This is a genomic window from Butyrivibrio sp. YAB3001 (assembly GCF_900112195.1).
Lineage (GTDB): Bacteria > Bacillota > Clostridia > Lachnospirales > Lachnospiraceae > Butyrivibrio.
Genome location: NZ_FOKR01000002.1, coordinates 768,905 through 789,582 on the forward strand (window position 1 = coordinate 768,905; position 20,678 = coordinate 789,582).

Genomic DNA, 20,678 nt, shown 5'->3' on the forward strand with positions numbered 1-20,678 from the left:
TCCCCTCACTTTTTCCTCTTGCCAAGCTGTATTTTTCTCATACCCTTGATGAGCTGAGTCAGCTGACGCCTTGCAGGACATATATAGCTGCAGCATCCACACTCACAACATTCCATTCCGTACATGTTAAGGAATGTCTTTTCATCATTATGTTCAACAGCATCTGCAAGATTCTTAGGAATAAGTCTTTCAGGACATACCTCCACACATCTTGCGCAATTTATGCAGGCACTTGGCTCCATCTCTGAAACCGCATCCTTTGAAAAACAGGTAATAGCAGATGCAGTCTTTGTAGTCGGCACATCAAGATCAAACATGGCAAAGCCCATCATAGGACCGCCTGAAATAATCTTGGCCGGTTCTGTGATGAATCCGCCCGCATCATCTATAAGCTCTTTATAATTTGTTCCGATCCTGACTTTGTAGTTTCTCGGATCAGCAATGCAGTCACCGGTTATGGTAACAATACGTTCCATAAGAGGTCTGCCTTCCTTGACAGCTCTGCAGACAGCACAAAGAGTATCAACGTTATCCACGATACATCCGGCATCAGCAGGAAGCATTGAAGAGTTGATCTCACGTCCTGTGCAGGCATAGATAAGCATTCTTTCTGCACCTTCAGGATACTTGGTCTTGACCTCTTTTACACTAATTTTATCTTCATCTTTAGTAAGTTCTTTGAACTTAGCGATAGCATCAGGCTTATTGTCCTCAATAGCCAGTATTCCTCTCGCATTAGGGAAAATACTTACCGCAATCTTAAGACCTTCTAAAAGGAGCTCCGGTTCCTCGATCATACGTCTGTAGTCAGAAGTAAGATAAGGCTCACACTCAGAGCAGTTTGCGATAACATAATCAATCTTGTCAGGTTCCTTGGGTGAAAATTTGACCGCAGTAGGGAAACCCGCTCCACCCATACCTACAACTCCGGCCTCACGGACAGCTGCTATCTTATCCTCAGGAGTCATTTCCTCGTATGGCTTTAGCGGCTTAAACTCTACCTCATCATATTTTTCATCATTTTCTACGATAATACTTTCGCACATTGCGCCTGTTGTAAGTCTGCGCTTCTCAATCGCCTTGACTGTACCTGAAACAGTTGCAAAGATGTTTGCCGAAACAAAGCCACCTGCTTCTGCAATCTTCTGGCCAGTAAGAACATGATCACCAACTGCTACGATAGCTTTTGCCGGCGCACCAATGTGCTGGGATAATGGATAAACCAATTCCCCTTTTGGTAGCACTGATTTTATGGGCTTATCCTTAGACAACTCTTTGCCTTCATATGGATGGATACCGCCCGCGAACGTACCTCTTGCCATTTCCTACCCTTCTTTCGATTTTTTTTGAAAAATATTCCCAAAAAGAACATTTGAGAAGATGAAATTAGTTTCTGAAACCATGATAAAAAAATGCGTATACCGTGATTATCAGTAACTGTACCCCAACATAATTAGTATAACTATTTTTGTGCAAAAATTCTATATATTCAATACTTTTTGTATGTAAAAAAGTTAATTTTCTCAATTATTTTCTGATATAATATTTTTGTTATTGCCATAATCCGTATTTTTGGCATAATTAATGATAAAAATGCATGACGAAAGCGAATTGTTATGATCAAATCAAGTGAAGAATTCAAATTGCCAGAAAATCACATTATAAATTCATTGGCCGAAATGATAGGGTGCAACATAGAGCATATGCTCTTTTTTGACATAGAAACCACAGGTCTCTCGGCCAGAAGTTCAAATCTTTATCTTATAGGCACTGCCTATTATCAAGGGCAGACCTGGCACGTATCACAGTTCTTTGCTGAAAGTCCTGAACATGAAGGTGAGCTTCTTGCAAGCTTCAGTCACCTCTGCAAAGAATTCAGACATATAATCACCTTCAACGGCAATCGTTTTGACATACCCTATATGACAGAAAAATACACCAGAAATGGCATGGATTCTCCTTTTGATGCCTTGCAGTCTTTTGATATCTATAAGCAGATTTCTCCCTATAAAAAACTTCTTGGGCTTTCCGACTGCAAGCAAAAGACAATTGAATTGTTCTTAGGAATAAACAGAGAAGACGAATATGATGGTGGTAAACTCATTCCCGTCTATCAGAAGTATGTTGAAGACAAAGATCCAGAGTCTTTGCGCCTCCTTCTTTTGCACAACACCGAAGATGTAAAAGGTATGTTCACACTTCTTAAAATGCTGGAGTTTCAGTCATTTTTCAACTTATTCAGAAACATGCCAAACACATCAGTAAGAACAGATGAACCGATAAATGACAGTGATTTTGATATTTTGCTTCCTGTAAGAGCCAGAAAAGTCCAGGCAAACTATTATAAAGATTTTAACGGCGAGCAAAAAAAAGAAGTATATATGAAGCTTTCTCTTTCTGTTCCCTTACCCGCTCCTCTTTCCAGGAATCTGGATGGTTGTTTTTTTAAGGCAGAGGGGGATGAAGCCTCTCTTCGAGTGCCAATGTTCGAAAAAGAATTGAAATACTATTATTCCAATTATAAAGACTATTATTATCTCCCAAAAGAAGACATGGCAATTCATAAATCCATTGCATCTTTTGTAGATAAAGCTTTCAGAGAAAAAGCCACAGCAGAAAACTGCTACACAAAAAAAGAAGGACAGTATCTACAAGAATGGGATCTTGTATTTACGCCCTTCTTTAAAGAAGACTATAAGGATAAATGTTTCTTTTTTGATCTCAACGAAAACGTGAAAAAGAGCCGTTTTGCAATGAGTCTTTATGCTTCACATGTGATTGCGCACATTCTTGAAGTATAGGGAATAACTCCTTTATGCCTTAGGTTTTTCGTAATAGAACGAGTTCTTACGAACAAATCCGATATCTTTGTAGTTTACGATCTGCTCTGTACTGCCGATGAAAAGAATTCCTCCGGGAGCAAGGTTTGCATAATACTTTCTGAAAATATCATCTTTGGCTTCTTCAGTAAAGTAAATAAGCACGTTTCTGCAGACGATAAGGTGGCAGTCCTTTGGATATGGATCTCTTAAAAGATCCGCCTGCTTGAAAGTTACACGGGATGTAATCTCGCTGGAGACTTTCATTCTGCCATCTTCTGTCTCTGTGAAATATTTCTTTTTAAATTCATCAGGAACGCCTGCAACTTCTTTCTTGTCGTAAATAGCAGCCTTTGCTTTTGCAAGAACTACTGCATCAAGGTCTGTTGCATACACATTTATCTGATTAAGAGGAAGGTGCTTAGAGAGCATCATTACAATTGTATATGGCTCATCACCGGTAGAACATGCAGCACTCCAGATCTTAAGGTTTTTGCCAAACTTACTAATAAGTTCCGGAACCATTTCTTTATCCATAAGATTCCACTGATCCTTATTTCTAAAGAATTCCGACACGTTAATTGTAAGATAAGTAACAAATGAATCAAGCGCCTCTCTGTCCTTTTTAATCAACGCAAGAAATCCATCGTACCCCTTAACCTCATACTTACCGATAAGAGTATCGATTCTTCTCTTCATCTGTTTTTCTTTATATGCATTAAGGTCTATCTTGGTCAGATCATAAATTCCTTTTTTAAACCACTCGTAATCGTATTCCATGAATGCTTATCCCTCCTAAAAATATTTCTGTAAAAAAACCCACAAGCCTCACTTATATTTTAAAATAGGGATAATTGTATGTAAAATTAAATAATTATAAACACTTCAACGTAAAAATAGCTGTCATACCAAACGGTATGGCAGCTATTAACCCATCTTTATCTTATTCCTGCTCTGCGATAACCTTGTCGATATCTACAGATACTACATCTCCAGCTTCCTCAGCTGCGTTCTCGTCCTTCTCAGGAGCGAACATAGCCTTGATTGAAAGAGAAATCTTCTTTTCATCTTCGTTGAAATCAACGATCTTAGCTTCAACTTCCTGACCTACCTTAAGTACATCAGCTGGCTTCTCAACATGCTCTTTAGCAATCTGAGAAACATGAAGAAGTGCATCGATACCAGGCTCAAGTTCCACGAATGCGCCGAAATCTGTCATCCTTGCAACTTTACCCTTAACGATATTGCCTACAGCATACTTCTCTGTAGCATCCTTCCAAGGATTCTCATCATCGAATTTTCTTGAAAGAGCAATCTTGCTTCCGTCAATTGACTTAACAAGAACCTTAACTGTATCACCAATCTTGAATACCTTCTTAGGACTCTCAACACGTCCCCAGCTCATCTCTGAAATGTGAAGAAGACCATCTGCTCCGCCAAGATCAATGAATGCACCGAAATCTGTTACATTCTTAACTACGCCATCAACAACATCGCCTGCTTTGATTGTATCAAAGAGCTTCTTAGCTGCTTCTGCCTTCTCAGCTGAAACAAGCATCTTTCTGTTGCCGATATATCTTCTTCTCTTAGGATTGTACTCAGTTACAACGAACTGGATTTCCTGATCCTGATACTTGGAAAGATCTTTCTCATAGCTATCAGAAACAAGGCTAGCCGGAATGAATATTCTTACTTCATCAACAACTACTGTAAGACCGCCCTCAAGAACCTGAACAACCTTAGCTGTAAGAACTTCCTTGTTATTGAAAGCTTCTTCAATTCTCTTATTTCCTCTGTCAAGAGCAAGTCTCTTGTATGAAAGAATAACCTGGCCGTCTGCATCATTGGTCTTAAGAACCTTGACGTCCATCTTATCTCCAACCTTTACGGCGGTTGTAAGGTCAATACTATTGTCGTTACTGTATTCGTTCTTTGTAAGAACTCCATCGGACTTATAGCCGATGTTGAGGATTATCTCGTCAGGCTTAACGTCAATAACAGTTCCCTCAACAACCTCCCCTGTGTGAATTGTTTTGAACGATTCGTTAAGCATCTGTTCAAAAGTTTGTTCTGACATAATTCTGAACCTCCTCAATAATGTTCTTTGGGGTCGACGCCCCTGCGGTAATCCCTACGAGCTTTACATTTCCGGTTAGATTTAAATGCAAGTCCTCTAGGGTCTGAATAAAATATGTTTCTGCACACTTTTCCTTGCAGATTTCATAGAGTTTCCTGGAATTGGAACTGTGTGCGCCACCAATCACTATCATAACATCCGCTTTGGATGCTATATCTTCAGCTTCTGTCTGACGTTCATCAGTAGCATTGCATATTGTATTCACAATATTAATATTGTAACCAATATTTTTGAAGATTTCAACGGTTTCTTGAAATTTCTTCCTGTTAAATGTAGTCTGAGCGACAACTGTATATTCCAGTTCCCTGCTTTCATTAAATTCACGGGCTTTTTCCGGACTGTCTATAACATACACAGGACCTGTAACATAGCTGACAATTCCTTCAACTTCGGGGTGATTGGCACTGCCAACAACTATGATACTTTTCCCTATGGAACTTTCTTCTGCTACAACCTTGTGAATTCTTTTTACAAAAGGACAAGTCGCATCTATGATCTCAAGTCCGGTTTCCTCGATAAGTTTTTGAACTTCTTTTGTAACTCCATGCGATCTGATAACAATTGTTCCCTGTAAATCGCCGCCCTCTGAATTTTTTTCTTTTTCAGCTATAAGCTTTTGCAAGTCATCAGCATTTTCAATGACTCTAACACCCTTTTTCTCCAGGTCGGAAACAACAGTTTCATTATGAATAATCGGGCCATATGTATAAATATTCATCGTATTGCCGGACTCAATCTGCTCATAAACTGTGTCCACAGCCTTGGTTACTCCAAAGCAAAAGCCAGCATGCTCTGCTACTAATACTTCCATTTTAACTCCATTATATTAATATTTAATCACACTGTTTTGTACAACTCAATAATTTTTTTTGCAACCTCATCGATTGTCATGTCTGAAGAATCAACTAAAATCGCGTCATCAGCCTGTTTCAAAGGAGAAAACTCCCTGTGCATGTCTCTGTAATCTCTATCAATTATATCCTTCTCGATAACATCAATATCACATTCCACGCCCTTTGCAGTAAGTTCCTTAAAACGTCTTTCCGCTCTCACCTTTGAACTTGCTGTAAGATATACCTTGAGTGCTGCATCCGGCAAGACAACAGTTCCGATGTCTCTACCATCCATTACAACATCTGTAGTCTTTGCCAGTTTCTGCTGAAGCTCAACAAGTTTTTTTCTGACATCAGGATTAGCACTGCTTACTGAAGCCATATTACCTACTTCCTCTGTTCTGATCTGACCGTTGACATTTTCTCCATTCAGATAAACCACCTGCTCGCCGTTTTCATATTTTATTGTAATATCTGCATCTTTGCAGGTTGCGCTGATTTCTTCTGTCTTGTCCGTGCTTATTCCGCTCTTTATCATAAAAAGTGCCATTGCTCTATACATTGCGCCTGTATCTACATATATAAAGCCCAGCTCCTTTGCCACCATTTTGGCTATTGTGCTCTTTCCTGCTCCTGCAGGTCCGTCGATCGCGATGTTTCCCATAAAAATCTCCTCTTGTAGAATTTGTATAATTATTCGTTTATATACATATTTTAATCAATAATTATTCGTTATATCAGATTGTCATCAATCATGAGTATTTGCTACAACAATTGACGACAACAAAGCCTATGTTCAAATTGATAGAAATGGTCCGGTTCATTTAAAATGCCGCACTTGCACTCACTCCCGCAAGATGCCCTGTTGACCACGCAACCTGAAGATTAAAGCCACCGGTTTCTGTATCCACATCAATTACTTCACCGGCAAAATAGAGTCCTTCAACCAGCTTGGATTCCATAGTGGACGGATTGATCTCTTTAACGCTCACTCCGCCTCTTGTAATAATTGCCTCGTTAAAGCTCCTGGTTCCTGTAATTGTAAGAGGAAGATTTTTGATAAGCTTCACAAAATTGCTTCGCTCTTCCCTTGTAACCTCATTAACTTTTTTCTCAGGATCAATCCCGGATAATTCTATCATAACCGGAATGAGTTTTGATGGGAAAAGACCTCCCAAAATATTTTTAAATGATTTGTTAAGCCCTTCCTCAAAATCCCGCAAAACACGTTTATCAAGCTGTTCTTCCGTAAGCGCAGGTTTTAAGTCGATAAAAACCTTTCCCTGCATATTCTTTTCATAATGGCAGCTTGCTGTCAGAACCAGTGGCCCGCTAATGCCAAAATGAGTAAACAGCATCTCACCAAAGCCTTCATAGACAGGCTTTGACTTTTTCTTTTTGTTCTTTGTTTCATCTGTCTTTTTCTGGGCATCGTCATTTTTTTCCAGGAATAGCTTCAGCCCAACATTCCTAAGTGAAAGCCCTTGCAAATCCTTGCACCAGCTCTCCTTTGTCTCGAAGGGAACCAGTGAAGGAAGCGGTGTAACAACCGTGTGTCCTAATTCTTTTGCAAATTTATAGCCATCGCCCGTGGAACCTGTTGAAGGATAGGAAACGCCTCCTGTGCACACGATAACACTGTCAAACTCTTCTCTTGTCACAGGCTCACCGTCATTTTCATAAACAACAGCGCTCACTTTGCCGCCCATACTTTCAACAGAATAAACCGTTGTATTAAAAAGCACGTTAACTCCGGCTTTGGTAACTGCTCTGTAGAGCGTATTTATAATATCTGAAGAATGGTCGGAAACAGGAAAAACTCTGTCTCCCCTCTCTGTCTTCAAATGGCATCCATTTTTTTCAAAAAAATCCATGACAGCTGTATTATCAAAATCATAAATTGCGCTGTACAAAAATCTTGGATTTCTTTTTACATATGAAAAGAAGTCCTCCACACTGCAGGCATTTGTCACATTACATCTTCCCTTGCCTGTTATATAAATCTTTTTTCCCGGTTTGGAATTCTTTTCAAAAATAGTGACGCTACTACTGCTCTCTGCAGCAGCAAGCGCCGCCATCATACCGGCTGCGCCGCAGCCTATTACTGCAATTTTCTTCATTAAATACTTTCCTTTTTATTTGCGAGGGGATAACCGATCATAGGTGCATCCGACGCAAAATCTATTTCATCATTTAAATAAACCTGATAATTATTCCAGGCTTCTTCCAGCATCTTGAGGTCTGCCTTAACTTCCTGCGGTTTTTTCATACATAACGCAACAACCAGAGCGTTTATCACGCTAAGCGGAGCGACCAGTGAATCAACGATAGACGCCATCTCACTTTTTGCCAAAAGGTTACAGGACGAATAAAGATTCATCGGTGAGTGGACAGAATCTGTAATGGTTATTACTTTTGCGTTTCTGTCATTGGCAAATTCCATGCATTTAAGTGTACGCATTGAATACCTGGGAAAACTGATGCCGACAATCGCATCTCTATCTCCGATTCTTATCATCTGTTCAAACATTTCACTGACACTTGTCGTTCTGATAAGAACGTTATTGCCTCTGATTATATTCAGATAAAAGTGCAAAAAGTCAGCCAGAGGTTCACAGGATCTTATCCCCACAATATAGACCGTGCGTGCCTTTAAAATGATATCCACTGCTGTTTTAAACGCAGCAACGTCAATGCTGTTTATGGTATGCTCAATATTTGATATGTCGGACTTCAGGATTGCAGAAAGAATCTCTCCTTCGCTGCTTCTACCGAATTTCCTTCCCACCTTCTCTACTGAGCCAAACTTGTCGCTCACCCAGACTGACAATGCTTTCTGAAAAGCAGGGTAACCATCATATCCAAGGCTCATGGCAAAACGTACCACCGTCGATTCACTCATACCGACTATCTTGCCAAGCTCTGCTGCCGTCATGAACACCGCTTGCTCATAATGGTCGCAGATATATGTGGCAATGGATTTTTTCCCCTTACTCATCCTTGAATAACATTCATTTATCCTGGTGATAACATCAACGTTTTCTTCAAACCGCATCTACCCCTACCCGCCTTAGACAATACTAAAAGCCTTATACGCTGCTGTCAACATGTCAACAGAAGCCGCCTCATCAAGATCATAATCTCCTGTAACAGCCATGCAGCCTGCGCCGTGAATAAATATCCACATCTGCATAAACAACTGCTGCGCGTTACCTGCGCCATTTGCCATTGCCTTATTGATCTCATGAACTACGTTCTCATTTGAACCATTCACAAGATCATACATAGTTCTTGAACCCGGCTCCTGTCCTGATATAAAAAGAAGTCTGAATAAGTGAGGATATTTCTGGGCAAAACCGATATACGCAAGCCCCAGATCCACAAACGGCGTATCATGAGTCTTATTAAAATCGTTATAATAATCCTCATAATAAGCTGCCGCCTTATCATAGACATCTTTCTTTAATCCATCCATGTTTTCATAGATACGAAAGATCGGCTGTGTAGAACACCCTGCTGCCGCAGCCAGTTTTCTGGATGTAATCTGCTCAAAGCCTTCCTTTTTGGTTATCTTAAACGCCGCATTGACAATTTCTTTCTGAGTAATCGTAGCTTTCCTGGACATCACTAACCTCCCATCATGATCTGTTCATGATCTATATATAAACATAAGAAAAAAACATTTAAAAGCATGCGTTATTATTTTACAAAATGCAGAATTAAGTGTCAATGTCAAAAAAAGTTCTTTTTTCCGTATATTGCAAAGATATGGTAAAATTATTTGTATGGACAAAAAAATACAAAACAATCAAAATCTAAATTTAGGGAACAGCTATATAACCGCCTCTGGAAGACGGTTTATTTCCGATGTTCAGAAAGATTTTCACTACACCTCTTTTGAGACCAAGAAACTCCTTAAGGATTATGCTCCTGAAAGTGAAAGTCCATTCCTATATAAAAAGGCTTCCTTTGTCGATCTGGAACCTCATGTTATATTAAATCATGATAAATTAACATTGTCTTTTCATATATGCTCAGGTATAAGCGGTCACAATTATGTTCTGCGTGACATTGCTGAACTGCTTATTGCCATCAAAGAGCACGAGATCGTAAGCTACGGAAAGCATCTGGAATTCACCCATGATTATTCAGCCTTCACTGAAAATGCTCAAAGAATCATCTCCTTCCTCATGGACTATTTCAGAGGAAGACAGCTTAGCGATGAACTTACTACATATAGCAAAGGTCACAACAAGCAGCTGGAGCTTTCAGGACGCGAGATAGATGAATTCTTTAATTCCGTTGATAAGGTTTATTTCCTTAATTCCGACTTTAGAGCAAGATACAAAGAAGAACGTCTTGTAGACATAGCACCTGTTTTTCCGCCTATCGATCTTCATATCGAAAAAAGCGCCAATGGCATAACCTTTGAAGCAAGTTCTTTTACCATGTTCGAAGGATATTCCAATGTATATTTTGAAAGAAGGCGCAAGCTCCACGTAATTCCAAGAAAAGACTGCGAATCAGTTATTCCTTTTCTCAAATTCTTATCAGCAAGAAGAACAGAGAATGAATTATTCGTAGCAAATAAGGATCTTCCAATCTTCTCCTCCGGACTGTATCCGATACTGGAAGAATACTTTAATGTAAGCAGTGATGGCTTTTATCCTGCCAAATACTCGCCAGATCATCCAACTTTTAAAATATATATTGATATGCCTGATTCCGTCACAATATCTTGTGATATTCAGGCTGTTTATCATGAAGATGAATCAGACGAAACAACAATACATTTATTCAACAACTCTCTTGGACGCCCCTCAAACACAGATAACGGGGGGCATGCAAATGATAACGAGCTGTCTATTAAACGTAATTATTCTCAGGAATATACAATAGCAAAGGCAGTCAGCCAATACTTCGAGAGCATAGATGCCGAAAAAGGTCTTCTTCTGATAAAAGCAGATGATATCAATGACGATAAACTTTACTCATTCATATCCAATGATATTCCGGTCATTTCAAATTTAGGAGACGTATATCTTTCAGATGCGATAAAATCTGTCAGAATATCAAATGCTCCTGTTGTCAACTTAGGTCTTTCTGTTGTATCGGACCTTTTGGAACTATCGCTCGTACCAACTGATATCACTCCGACTGAATTAAGCGATATTTTAAATCGTTATCAGCGTAAAAAGAAATATTACAGGCTAAAAAACGGCGAAGTAATTGACCTCAAGGCAAAAGAAATGGATTTTCTTTTTGCTCTAAAAGAAGGGCTTGGCCTTACTTCAAAAGATATCCTCGCCGGAAATGTTTCTCTTCCAAAGTACAGAGCTCTTTTCATAAATGATCTTATGAAAAACCACTTTGGAAATGATAGATCAAAGATAACAAAAAGCGAAGAAGTCAGCGACCTTTTAAACTCTTTTGCCACTTGCGAAGATAAGCTTTACGAAGTTCCTGCTTCTCTTTCTGCTGTTCTTAGAGACTATCAAAAGGATGGTTTCCTGTGGCTTAGAACCTTAAAGCACAACGGCTTTGGAGGGATTCTTGCTGACGACATGGGTCTTGGCAAGACCCTGCAGGTACTCTCTCTCCTTCTTAGTCTAAAGGAAGAGGCTATACATAAGAACGAAAAAGGCAAATGTTCCATCATCATCTGCCCTGCTTCACTTGTCTATAACTGGGAACATGAAATCCACAGATTTACTCCGTCACTTAAATGCCTTCTGGTAGTAGGCAGTAAAGCTGACAGGGAAAATATCATCAAAGAAGATTTAAACAATGACACCGATGTTATCATCACTTCCTATGACCTTTTGCGAAGAGATATATCGTTATATAAAGCGCTTTCCTTTGATTGCCAGATAATCGATGAGGCACAGTTTATCAAGAATCCTACAACGCAGATTGCAAAAGCTGTAAAATCAATCACTGCCCCTTTTAAAGTTGCGCTCACCGGAACTCCTATCGAAAACAGGCTTAGCGAATTATGGAGTATATTTGACTACATGCTCCCGGGATATCTTTTCACATATAAGCATTTCAGAGACACAATCGAATCTCCCGCTGTAATTGACGGTGATACAGATGCTCTCGACCACTTAAAGAAAATGATAGCGCCCTTTATCTTAAGGCGTCTTAAAAAAGATGTACTAAAAGACCTTCCCGATAAACTTGAAGAAAATATTTATGCCCCGATGGCAAAAGAACAGGAAGAATTGTATAAAGCGCACCTTCAGAGAGTTAAGCTTTTGGTTGATTCCAAAAACGATGAAGAATTTGGTCGGGACAGAATCATGATACTATCAGAACTCACAAGGCTTAGACAGCTTTGTTGTGATCCCGGACTTATATATGAAAACTACAGCGGTGGCAGTGCAAAGGCTGATCTTTGCATAGAAATGATAAAGAGCGCTTCTGAAAGCGGTCACAAGGTTCTTATTTTCTCTCAGTTCACCTCAATGCTTGAGAGACTGACCAAGCTCCTAAAGAGCGCTTCCATTAGATATTACCTGCTCACAGGCGCCACCAAAAAAGAAGACCGTATAAAAATGGTTGACGCATTCCAGGAAGATGACACACCTGTATTCTGCATCTCGCTTAAAGCCGGCGGAACAGGTCTTAATCTAACTGCTGCCGATATAGTAATCCACTATGACCACTGGTGGAATATAGCTGTCGAAAATCAGGCTACAGACAGAGCTCACCGCATCGGTCAAAAGAATGTGGTGACTGTTTACAGACTGATAATGCAGAACACCATTGAGGAGAGAATTATTCTTTTACAAAATAAGAAAAAGGAACTGGCGGACCAGCTCCTTAATTCCGGAAATCTCAGCAATCCATCCCTTACGAGGGAAGAACTGCTCGAACTGCTTGGATGATTTTAGTACATGTATTTTGGCGAGGTTGTACTAAATTTCTTCAACATAGCTTACATATTCAAGCTCTGAGATCATATCAAGCATTTCTTTATGCGAACGATTTTTATCAAAGTCTATATCGATTATAAGCGCTGCATCTGAAGATTGCAGCGTTTTTTCTTTGCTCTTGGTCATACTGCTGACGGTGTAGCCCTGCTCGGCTATCCACTTGGATATTTTCTTGGCTCCGCCGTTTTTGTTGACTTCCACATAGACGCTGATATATTTGCTGTTTTCTTCAACAACCTTACTAAGATTTATAAGGACCACATTAGCAAGCATGATAAGGACAAAACATGCGATTCCAACTATAAGATAACCGCCACCGATTGCCATGCCCATGCAGGATGTTACCCAAAGGGATGCTGCTGTGGTCAGGCCTTTTATCTGCTGTCTTCCTGTGACAAGGATTGTTCCTGCGCCAAGAAAGCCAATTCCACTTACAACGCCTGCCGGAATACGGCTTACATCCGCAGATAGTCCGGGAAGCATTGCAAGATAGACATTAAGAGCTGTAGCAACCGCTGATCCAAGGCTCACCAGTGCAAACGTCTTTATCCCGGCGCTATGTCTTTTTACAACTCTCTCCCATCCTACGAGACTTCCAAACAGCATCGCAATTGCAAGTCTTATGGCAACTGCCACATCCGAAGTTCCTTCTAAAAATTCAAGTATTTCCATTCATCCTCCTTGAAAGTCCAAATATTACAGTGCATAGAGTGTATTTTCTTCGAAATTAAGATAAACTTCGTCTCCTACACTATATATTTTCTTGTTTTTAGGATTATACTCCTGAATCTTCACAAGGGTATCAGCAACCTGAACATGGTAGTCCTGATATGCTCCCATGAAGCATGAGTGTCTTACCTGTCCCTTGATTGCACCAGTATCTCCAAGGAATGCTCCCTCAGGTCTTAAAACGATGCTGCACTTTGAACCTGCCTGCATTGTTCCTGTCGCGCATTTAACATCAGCTCCGTCAATCTCAACAACATCCTGTGCCTTAACTGTTCCTTCAAGGAAGTTTGCCTCTCCGATAAAGTCTGCAACAAACTTGTTGTTTGGATAATAGTAGGCTTCCTGTGGAGTAGAAATCTGCTCAACAAGTCCGCCCTTCATAATGATGACTTTGTCTGAAATTGCCATCGCCTCACTCTGATCATGTGTTACATAAATAGCTGTAATTCCGGCTTCCTGCTGAATTCTTCTTATTTCAGTTCTCATAGAAACTCTGAGCTTGGCATCAAGGTTTGACAAAGGCTCATCAAACAAAAGAACTCCGGGCTCAATGACAAGCGCTCTTGCCAGAGCAACTCTCTGCTGCTGACCACCTGAGAGCTGGTTTGTCATTCTGTTTTCCATACCCTCAAGTCCAACAAGCTTTAAAATATCAGTAACCTTTTCCTTAATTACTGCTTTGTCCATTTTACGGAGCTTAAGGCCATAAGCAACATTATCAAAAATATTGTAATGTGGAAGAAGCGCATAGCTCTGGAAAACCATTGCTGTATCACGTTTATTAGGTGTAAGGGCATTTATAGGCTCATTGCCAAGATAAATCTCACCTTCATCCGGGCTTTCAAAGCCTGCGATCATTCTAAGTGTAGTTGTCTTTCCGCATCCTGAAGGACCAAGAAGTGTAACAAAACTACCCGGTTCAATTTCAAGATTAGCATCTTTTACTGCGTAAAAATCTTTTCCTGTCTTTGGGTCTTTATATATTTTAGAAATGTGCTCAAGGCGAACACCTTTTTTCTCTTTTGCCATTGTAAATATCTCCTTTTTTATTCTTCTACTTCAATCTTTTTACTGGTTCCAAATCGCTTGATGATAAGGTTCATGATAAGAACAGAACTGTATGTGATAAGTATCAAAATTGATGCAAATGCACAGGCTATTCCATAAGAACCTTTTTCCGCAAACTCGTTTATCTGAACCGTGATAAGAAGGTACGATGGAGTAACAAGAAGAATTATCGCGCTTATCGCAGTAATGCTTCGAACAAATGATGTTACAAAACCGGAAAGGAAGCTGTCCTTGATAAGTGGAAGTGTTACTGTCATGAACACCTTAAAGCTGTCCGCTCCCATGTCATAAGCTGATTCCTCAATGCTCTTATCGATCTGTCTGAGAGCTGAAATACCACTTCTTGTACCGGTAGGAAGGCTTCGAACTATGAATACGATAACGAGGATAGCTCCTGTTCCGTAAAGTCCCTGAAGAATTCCTGAACCAAAAATGCCGCCAGAGAAGCCTCTTATATATCCGATACCAAGAACTGTTCCGGGAACTGCCATAGCAAGCATTGACACCGCTTCAATAAAGCCTTTTGCCTTGAATTTTCTTTTTACAACAAGGTAAGAGATGATCATTGATAAAAGAGCTGTAATAGGTGCTGATATCAGTGACAAAATAAAGCTGTCCTTGAAGGCTTTAAGTCCCTTATACTTGGTAAATACAAGTCCAAACCACTTGAAGGTAAGGTGGAAATCGTATCCCCAGGTCTTAAACATAGCTCCAAAGGGAACGCAGATGTACATTACAATAACGAAAATTGCCAGTGCTGAGCACAAAATCGTAAGCGGGATTGTAACGCTCTTGTCGGTGATAAGCATACGCTCTCTTGATGCCTTACCTGAAAGAGTCGCTGTACTTTTTGCCTCGAGATAATATTTCTGCACAACGAACATTACAAGGGTTATTGCCAAAAGAACTACAGCCATTGCTGCTGCGCCCTCTTTATCATAAGCTCCTGTAATCTGAAGATATATAGTTGTTGCCAAAGTATCATATGAACCGCCGATGATCATTGGGTTTGCAAAGTCTGCAATTGATTCAATGAATGTAACAAGGAAAGCATTTCCAAGTCCCGGCAGAATCAATGGTAATGTCACAGTCATGAAAACCTTGAATCTGGAAGCGCCCATATCTCTCGCTGCTTCCTCAAGGGATGGATCAATATTTTTCAAAAGACCTTTTAACATCATATAGCATACTGGGAAAAAGGTCAGTGTCTGTACGATAGCGATGCCCCAGAAGCCGTATACGCTATTATCATAAATATGTAAAAGAAATCTGGTGATGATACCTGCTTTTCCGAAAAGCATGATCATTGAAAGTGAAAGAACGAAAGGTGGAGAAACAACAGGAAGCATGGAAACAACCTTAAAAAGTCCCTCCATAAATCTTGTGCGTAACTTAACATAAACTTCTACGTAGGCAAATAAAAGACCGATAAGCGCTGATGCAATACCTACCAGAAAACCTACTTTTAATGTATTTGTAATTGCTCTTCTGAAATTGGAAAGAGCCATAACCCTCTTAAATATATCCAGTGTAACCCCTGAATCCGTAACAAAACTATCTACCAATAGTATTGCCAATGGATAAAGAATAAATATCGTCAAAAAAACGATCAAAAGCACAATTGTCGTAACCATTATAGGATCGCCCAAGAGCTTTTTTCTGTCCAGGCTGGCACTCTGACTTTTTGCCATAATGAAATCCTCCATTTATTAAGGAGCGGATGCGAACACCCGCTCCTTATTTTTAATACTATTATTCTGTCTTGAAACGATCGTCAGCTGCGCTTCCGAGTGCTGTCATAACTTCTTCAACATACTTTGTAGTATTTTCTTTTGCATCTGCAAAGTCATACTTCATAACGTTTTCAGGATCAAGACCAAACTGAGCTGCTACTTCAGGCTGCTTAGCATTGTCAAGAACCAGGAACTGATAGGAACCGTTATCTGCTGCAAGTTCTACGCAGTCAGGGCTAAGTGCATACTCAATCCAAAGCTTAGCTGCATTAGGATGTGCGCATCCCTTGAAGATTGCTGTTGCGCCTACTTCGAAAGATGTTCCTGAAGAAGGGATTACGAGGTCGATGTTGCCATAACCATTATCAACGATCTGTGTGATTCCATCATGTAAGAAACCGATACCTACGATACACTCACCTGTTCCAACGTTCTTAGATGGACCGGAACCTGACTTTGTGTAAACTTCGATGTTCTTATCAAGATCAACAAGATACTGTATTCCTTCGTCATGGCCGTACTTCTGGATCATTGTGTTTACTACAAGCTTTGCTGTTCCTGCTGTGTTGTAGTTTGAAAGCCAGATGAGTCCTTTGTACTTCTCATCAAGAAGATCTTTCCAGTCTGCAGGCTCATCAATTCCCATACGGGAAAGCTCATCCTTGTTTACCATGAATCCAAGGATTCCTTTATAAATACCATACCAGTAACCATCTGCATCACGATACATATCGCTGAGGAGGTGACTTGCATTCTGTGCTTCATACGCTTCAAGAAGTCCTTCTCCAGCTGCTACATTGTAAGGATCGGTTGTGCCGCCGAACCAAACATCCCCTGATGGATTACCATTTTCCTCCTCGATCTTACTCTGTACTTCTCCTGTTGAAAGGCGCTGATACTGAACTTTGATTCCATACAACTTTTCAAAGTTCTCGCAAGCTGCTGCAAGGTATTCTTCTTCGCAGGAACCGTATACAATAAGTTCTCCGTCTGCCTTTGCTGCTTCAATGAGTTCATCAAGACCGCCTGCTGCCTCAGCGGGTGCTGCTGTGTCTTCAGCTGCTTTTTCTTCTGTCTTTGCCTCAGTTGTTGTCTCTGTCTGAGTGTCTGCTGCCGGTGTACTTGTTGCAGCCTGTTCAGATGAACTGCCGCATCCTACGACACCTAATGTCAACAAACCTGCTAAAACTAATGCCAATTTCTTTCTCATTTTTCCTCTCCTTTCAAAATGAACGTATGAGGTGGATGGCCACGCTGCGTCCAGTTCCAGTCGCCGGGGCAGGATTCAGAAAAGTTTGTGTTCGTCTGCGCGGTGATTTTCTAAGATCTATAATTTAAGAGAGACTTCCTCTCAACGCTGTTCGAAACAGTCAGTCTCTCTTATATTATAGACCAAGAAAATCATCCTGCTCGTCCGAGAACTGCACATTTCTGAGCTCCTGCCCCGACTCCTGGAAGTAGGCTGCAGTGTAGCTCATTCCTCCATCACACACATCTGATAGAAAAATGATAAAGCAATTGGCATTTTATCTATACCTATATTTCTGTTTTATTATCCGAATTTCTGAACTACTCGATTACAGTTTAGGCAGCAACACGCCTACCTTTCAGAAATAATCTTCCACATTATTCAACATTTCTGTCTCCTACTCTGTCTTGATCCCATATTTTGAAAGATCAACTTTACCGTCAACAACTTCTATTCCATCTGCTTCTAATAATTCTTTCTGGGCCCATGCTCCTCCAAAAGCATATTCTCCGGCAAGTTCTCCCTTTGAATTTACAACCCGGTAACATGGCACATTTTCAAAATCCGGGTTCTTATGCAAAGCATTCCCTACCGCCCTGCACATCCTTGGATTTCCAGCCATCTTCGCTACCTGAGCATAAGTTGCTACTTTTCCTTTGGGGATTCTTTTAACTGCTTCGTATATGCGCCTGGTTGGAGAGTCTGTAACCAGGTCATAGCTTTCTGCTATCATCCTTTTAATATCTTCGTCAGGGATGGAACCGTCCAGGATAACTGTATTCCAGTGCTCTTTATTCTGATGATAAGCAGGCTGCACGGATTTATATGTATTTCTCCATAAATCTCTCCATTCCGGGGCACATTTTAGATTCAGACAGATTTGCCCATCCTTTTCATATGTCCATAAGAAGGCCTTCTTGCTGGGCATAACTCTTATCAGTTGCCAGTTTGGATCATGAAACGGAGCCTCTTGATAGGTATATTCAAATGATAAGCCAAAAGCCAAAGCCTCTTCACGTGTTCGCATGTAGCCCCCCTGTCCTCATCAATGGATTCTGTGGCCCAGATAACACTTTGCAGCACACCGCTTTTATCCCTGCAGCCTGCAATGAAATGCATTCTTATCCAGATGCAAATTCAAAATCTTCATTTTCTGTTCCCTCATCGTCATATTCTGCTTATCACAAAATATACGACATATGTTTACTGTACCGAAAACAGTAAACATATGCCTTATAATATCACATCTATACAGCTCTTTATTCAACCAGTCTTACGAATTCATCTATCGCCATCTGCCCTAAATCTGCCTTATCCGGCTCAGCATCACGAGCTCTGACAGATACAACTTTTCCCTGTTCTTCTTTTTCTCCGATGACAAGCATATAGGGAACCTTATCCATTCTTGCCTCGCGAATCTTGTAGCCAAGCTTCTCATTGCGGTCATCAAGCTCAACACGGATGTCCTTAGCTCTCAAGGCCTTCTCTATTTCTTTTGAATAATCCAAAAACTTATCTGACACCGGCAGAATCTTTACCTGTACCGGAGAAAGCCACACCGGAAACTTCCCTGCATAATGCTCTATCAAAATACCGATAAATCGGTCTATTGAGCCAAATACCACCCTGTGGAGCATGATTGGGCGATGTCTTTCCCCATCTTCTCCAACATAGTCAAGATCAAACCGCTGAGGAAGCTGGAAATCAAGCTGTATCGTTCCGCACTGCCACGTTCTGCCTATGGAATCCTTTACATGGAAGTCCAGCTTTGGCCCATAAAAAGCACCATCTCCTTCATTGATCGTATAGGGCTTTCCCATTTCCTCAACGGCTTCCTTAAGAGAATTGATGGCAAGTTCCCAATCGTCGTCACTTCCTATAGAATTTTCCGGCCTCGTTGATAGCTCAATCTCATAGGGGAATCCAAATCTGGAATACACCTCATCGATAAGTCTTATAACCCCCTGTATCTCTTGCCTGACCTGATCTTCTCTCATGAAAATATGAGCATCATCCTGCGTAAAGCATCTTGCTCGCATCAGGCCGTGGAGCGTTCCTGATTTCTCCGCTCTGTGAACTATTCCAAGTTCACCTACCCTTATAGGGAATTCCCTGTAGGAATGCGACTTTGACTTATACACCAACATTCCGCCCGGGCAATTCATAGGCTTAATTGCGTAGTCCATATCATCAACGCTCGTTACGTACATGTTATCTCTGTAGTGATCCCAGTGTCCCGACTTCTCCCAAAGAGATTTCATAAGCATTATTGGCGTTGATATTTCCTGATATCCTTCACGAAGATGTATTTTTCTCCAATAGTCGATCAGCTGATTTTTTAACACAAGTCCCTTAGGAAAATAAAATGGCAGTCCCGGCCCTTCATCCATGATTGCAAAGAGCTCAAGTTCTTTTCCCAGCTTCCTATGGTCTCTTGCCTTGGCTTCTTCTAACTGGTGAAGGTATTCTTCCATCAATGATGCCTTGGGAAAAGAGATTCCGTATATCCTCGTAAGCATCTTGTTGTATTCATCCCCTCGCCAGTAGGCGCCGGCAACTGATAAAAGCTTAATTGCCTTGATTGCGCTGACATTTGCAATGTGCGGACCGACGCAAAACTCTGCATAATCTCCCTGTCTGTAAAAAGAAATCTTCTCTCCCTTGGGAAGTTCTTTTATCATCTCAAGCTTATATGGTTCCCCGTTTTCTTCCATGTATAAAAGAGCCTCTTTTCTTGATACTTCATATACAGAAAGAGATAATGACTCTTTTACAATCTTTCTCATTTCATCTTCCACAGCTTTAAGATTCTCTTCGTTAAAGGGAACATCGAACTCAAAATCATAATAAAATCCGTTTTCAATTGCAGGGCCAATAGCGCATTTTGCATTGGGATAAAGTCTCTTTACAGCCTGTGCAAGGACATGTGCGCTCGTATGCCAAAATGCCTTCTTTCCCTCTTTGCTGTCAAAAGATAAATCAATTACCTGCTGATTGTTTTGTAATACTTTCATAATGTGTTGCTCCTTTCATTTTTTTGAATGTTTAATGTTTGGCAACAACATAAGAAAACGTGTTTTGTTTTGCTTTTCTAAGGAAACAAAAAGCACCCAAAAGATCTACTGATCTTAAGGGTGCAGTACGCACGGTTCCACCTTAACTTTTTACTTCA

General features: G+C 40.5%; 16 protein-coding genes and 1 other annotated feature (1 of these 17 cut by a window edge). Of the genes, 2 read left to right on the forward strand and 14 right to left on the reverse strand.

The window, feature by feature from the left end; all coding sequences use genetic code 11:
- Positions 1-5: 5 nt before the first annotated feature.
- Positions 6-1,322, reverse strand: a complete 1,317-nt coding sequence (gene rsxC, locus BM086_RS03125) for an electron transport complex subunit RsxC (protein ID WP_092323231.1) — start codon at positions 1,320-1,322, stop codon at positions 6-8.
- Positions 1,323-1,616: 294 nt separating this feature from the next.
- Here rsxC and BM086_RS03130 point away from each other — a divergent pair, with 294 nt between their 5' ends.
- Complete coding sequence (locus BM086_RS03130; protein WP_092323233.1) at positions 1,617-2,801, forward strand: ribonuclease H-like domain-containing protein; 1,185 nt, start codon at positions 1,617-1,619, stop codon at positions 2,799-2,801.
- Between the two features lie 12 nt (positions 2,802-2,813).
- Here BM086_RS03130 and BM086_RS03135 read toward each other — a convergent pair whose 3' ends face one another.
- From BM086_RS03135 to BM086_RS03165, 7 genes are all read right to left on the reverse strand, one after another.
- Positions 2,814-3,599: a CheR family methyltransferase gene (locus BM086_RS03135; RefSeq protein ID WP_092323236.1), complete on the reverse strand. Its 786-nt coding sequence runs from the start codon at positions 3,597-3,599 to the stop codon at positions 2,814-2,816.
- 163 nt (positions 3,600-3,762) lie between these two features.
- Entirely contained in the window at positions 3,763-4,896 is a 1,134-nt protein-coding gene (rpsA, locus tag BM086_RS03140; RefSeq protein ID WP_092323239.1) for a 30S ribosomal protein S1, read from the reverse strand.
- Positions 4,877-5,767: a 4-hydroxy-3-methylbut-2-enyl diphosphate reductase gene (gene ispH, locus BM086_RS03145; protein WP_092323242.1), complete on the reverse strand. Its 891-nt coding sequence runs from the start codon at positions 5,765-5,767 to the stop codon at positions 4,877-4,879. The genes rpsA and ispH overlap by 20 nt, the downstream gene beginning before the upstream one ends.
- Positions 5,768-5,793: 26 nt before the next feature.
- Entirely contained in the window at positions 5,794-6,453 is a 660-nt protein-coding gene (gene cmk, locus BM086_RS03150; protein ID WP_092323246.1) for a (d)CMP kinase, read from the reverse strand.
- A 160-nt stretch (positions 6,454-6,613) separates the two neighbouring features.
- A complete protein-coding gene (locus BM086_RS03155) occupies positions 6,614-7,909 on the reverse strand; it encodes an NAD(P)/FAD-dependent oxidoreductase (RefSeq protein WP_092323249.1) in 1,296 nt (431 codons plus the stop codon).
- Positions 7,909-8,844, reverse strand: coding sequence for a MurR/RpiR family transcriptional regulator (locus BM086_RS03160; RefSeq protein ID WP_092323251.1), 936 nt, complete (start codon positions 8,842-8,844; stop codon positions 7,909-7,911). Before BM086_RS03160 ends, BM086_RS03155 begins: the two co-directional genes overlap by 1 nt.
- Before the next feature lie 15 nt (positions 8,845-8,859).
- Positions 8,860-9,414, reverse strand: coding sequence for a TetR/AcrR family transcriptional regulator (locus BM086_RS03165; protein WP_092323254.1), 555 nt, complete (start codon positions 9,412-9,414; stop codon positions 8,860-8,862).
- A gap of 160 nt (positions 9,415-9,574) precedes the next feature.
- Between BM086_RS03165 and BM086_RS03170 the strand changes: the two genes are divergently transcribed.
- On the forward strand, positions 9,575-12,679 hold the full coding sequence (locus BM086_RS03170; protein ID WP_092323258.1) for a DEAD/DEAH box helicase: 3,105 nt from the start codon (positions 9,575-9,577) through the stop codon (positions 12,677-12,679).
- 30 nt (positions 12,680-12,709) lie between these two features.
- On the opposite strand, the gene BM086_RS03175 is transcribed toward BM086_RS03170, so the two are convergent.
- From BM086_RS03175 to thrS, 6 genes are all read right to left on the reverse strand, one after another.
- Positions 12,710-13,399 (reverse strand): MgtC/SapB family protein, encoded by a 690-nt coding sequence (locus BM086_RS03175; RefSeq protein ID WP_092323261.1) that lies wholly within the window; start codon positions 13,397-13,399, stop codon positions 12,710-12,712.
- A 24-nt stretch (positions 13,400-13,423) separates the two neighbouring features.
- On the reverse strand, positions 13,424-14,485 hold the full coding sequence (locus BM086_RS03180) for an ABC transporter ATP-binding protein (protein WP_092323264.1): 1,062 nt from the start codon (positions 14,483-14,485) through the stop codon (positions 13,424-13,426).
- A 17-nt stretch (positions 14,486-14,502) separates the two neighbouring features.
- Complete coding sequence (locus BM086_RS03185; protein WP_092323267.1) at positions 14,503-16,215, reverse strand: ABC transporter permease; 1,713 nt, start codon at positions 16,213-16,215, stop codon at positions 14,503-14,505.
- A gap of 61 nt (positions 16,216-16,276) precedes the next feature.
- Positions 16,277-17,467: an ABC transporter substrate-binding protein gene (locus BM086_RS03190; RefSeq protein WP_092323270.1), complete on the reverse strand. Its 1,191-nt coding sequence runs from the start codon at positions 17,465-17,467 to the stop codon at positions 16,277-16,279.
- A gap of 436 nt (positions 17,468-17,903) precedes the next feature.
- Positions 17,904-18,533: a methylated-DNA--[protein]-cysteine S-methyltransferase gene (locus tag BM086_RS03195; protein ID WP_092323273.1), complete on the reverse strand. Its 630-nt coding sequence runs from the start codon at positions 18,531-18,533 to the stop codon at positions 17,904-17,906.
- Positions 18,534-18,765: 232 nt separating this feature from the next.
- Positions 18,766-20,520 (reverse strand): threonine--tRNA ligase, encoded by a 1,755-nt coding sequence (thrS, locus tag BM086_RS03200; RefSeq protein ID WP_092323275.1) that lies wholly within the window; start codon positions 20,518-20,520, stop codon positions 18,766-18,768.
- Positions 20,521-20,633: 113 nt separating this feature from the next.
- Positions 20,634-20,678, reverse strand: a binding site (T-box leader) (it continues 169 nt past the right edge of the window).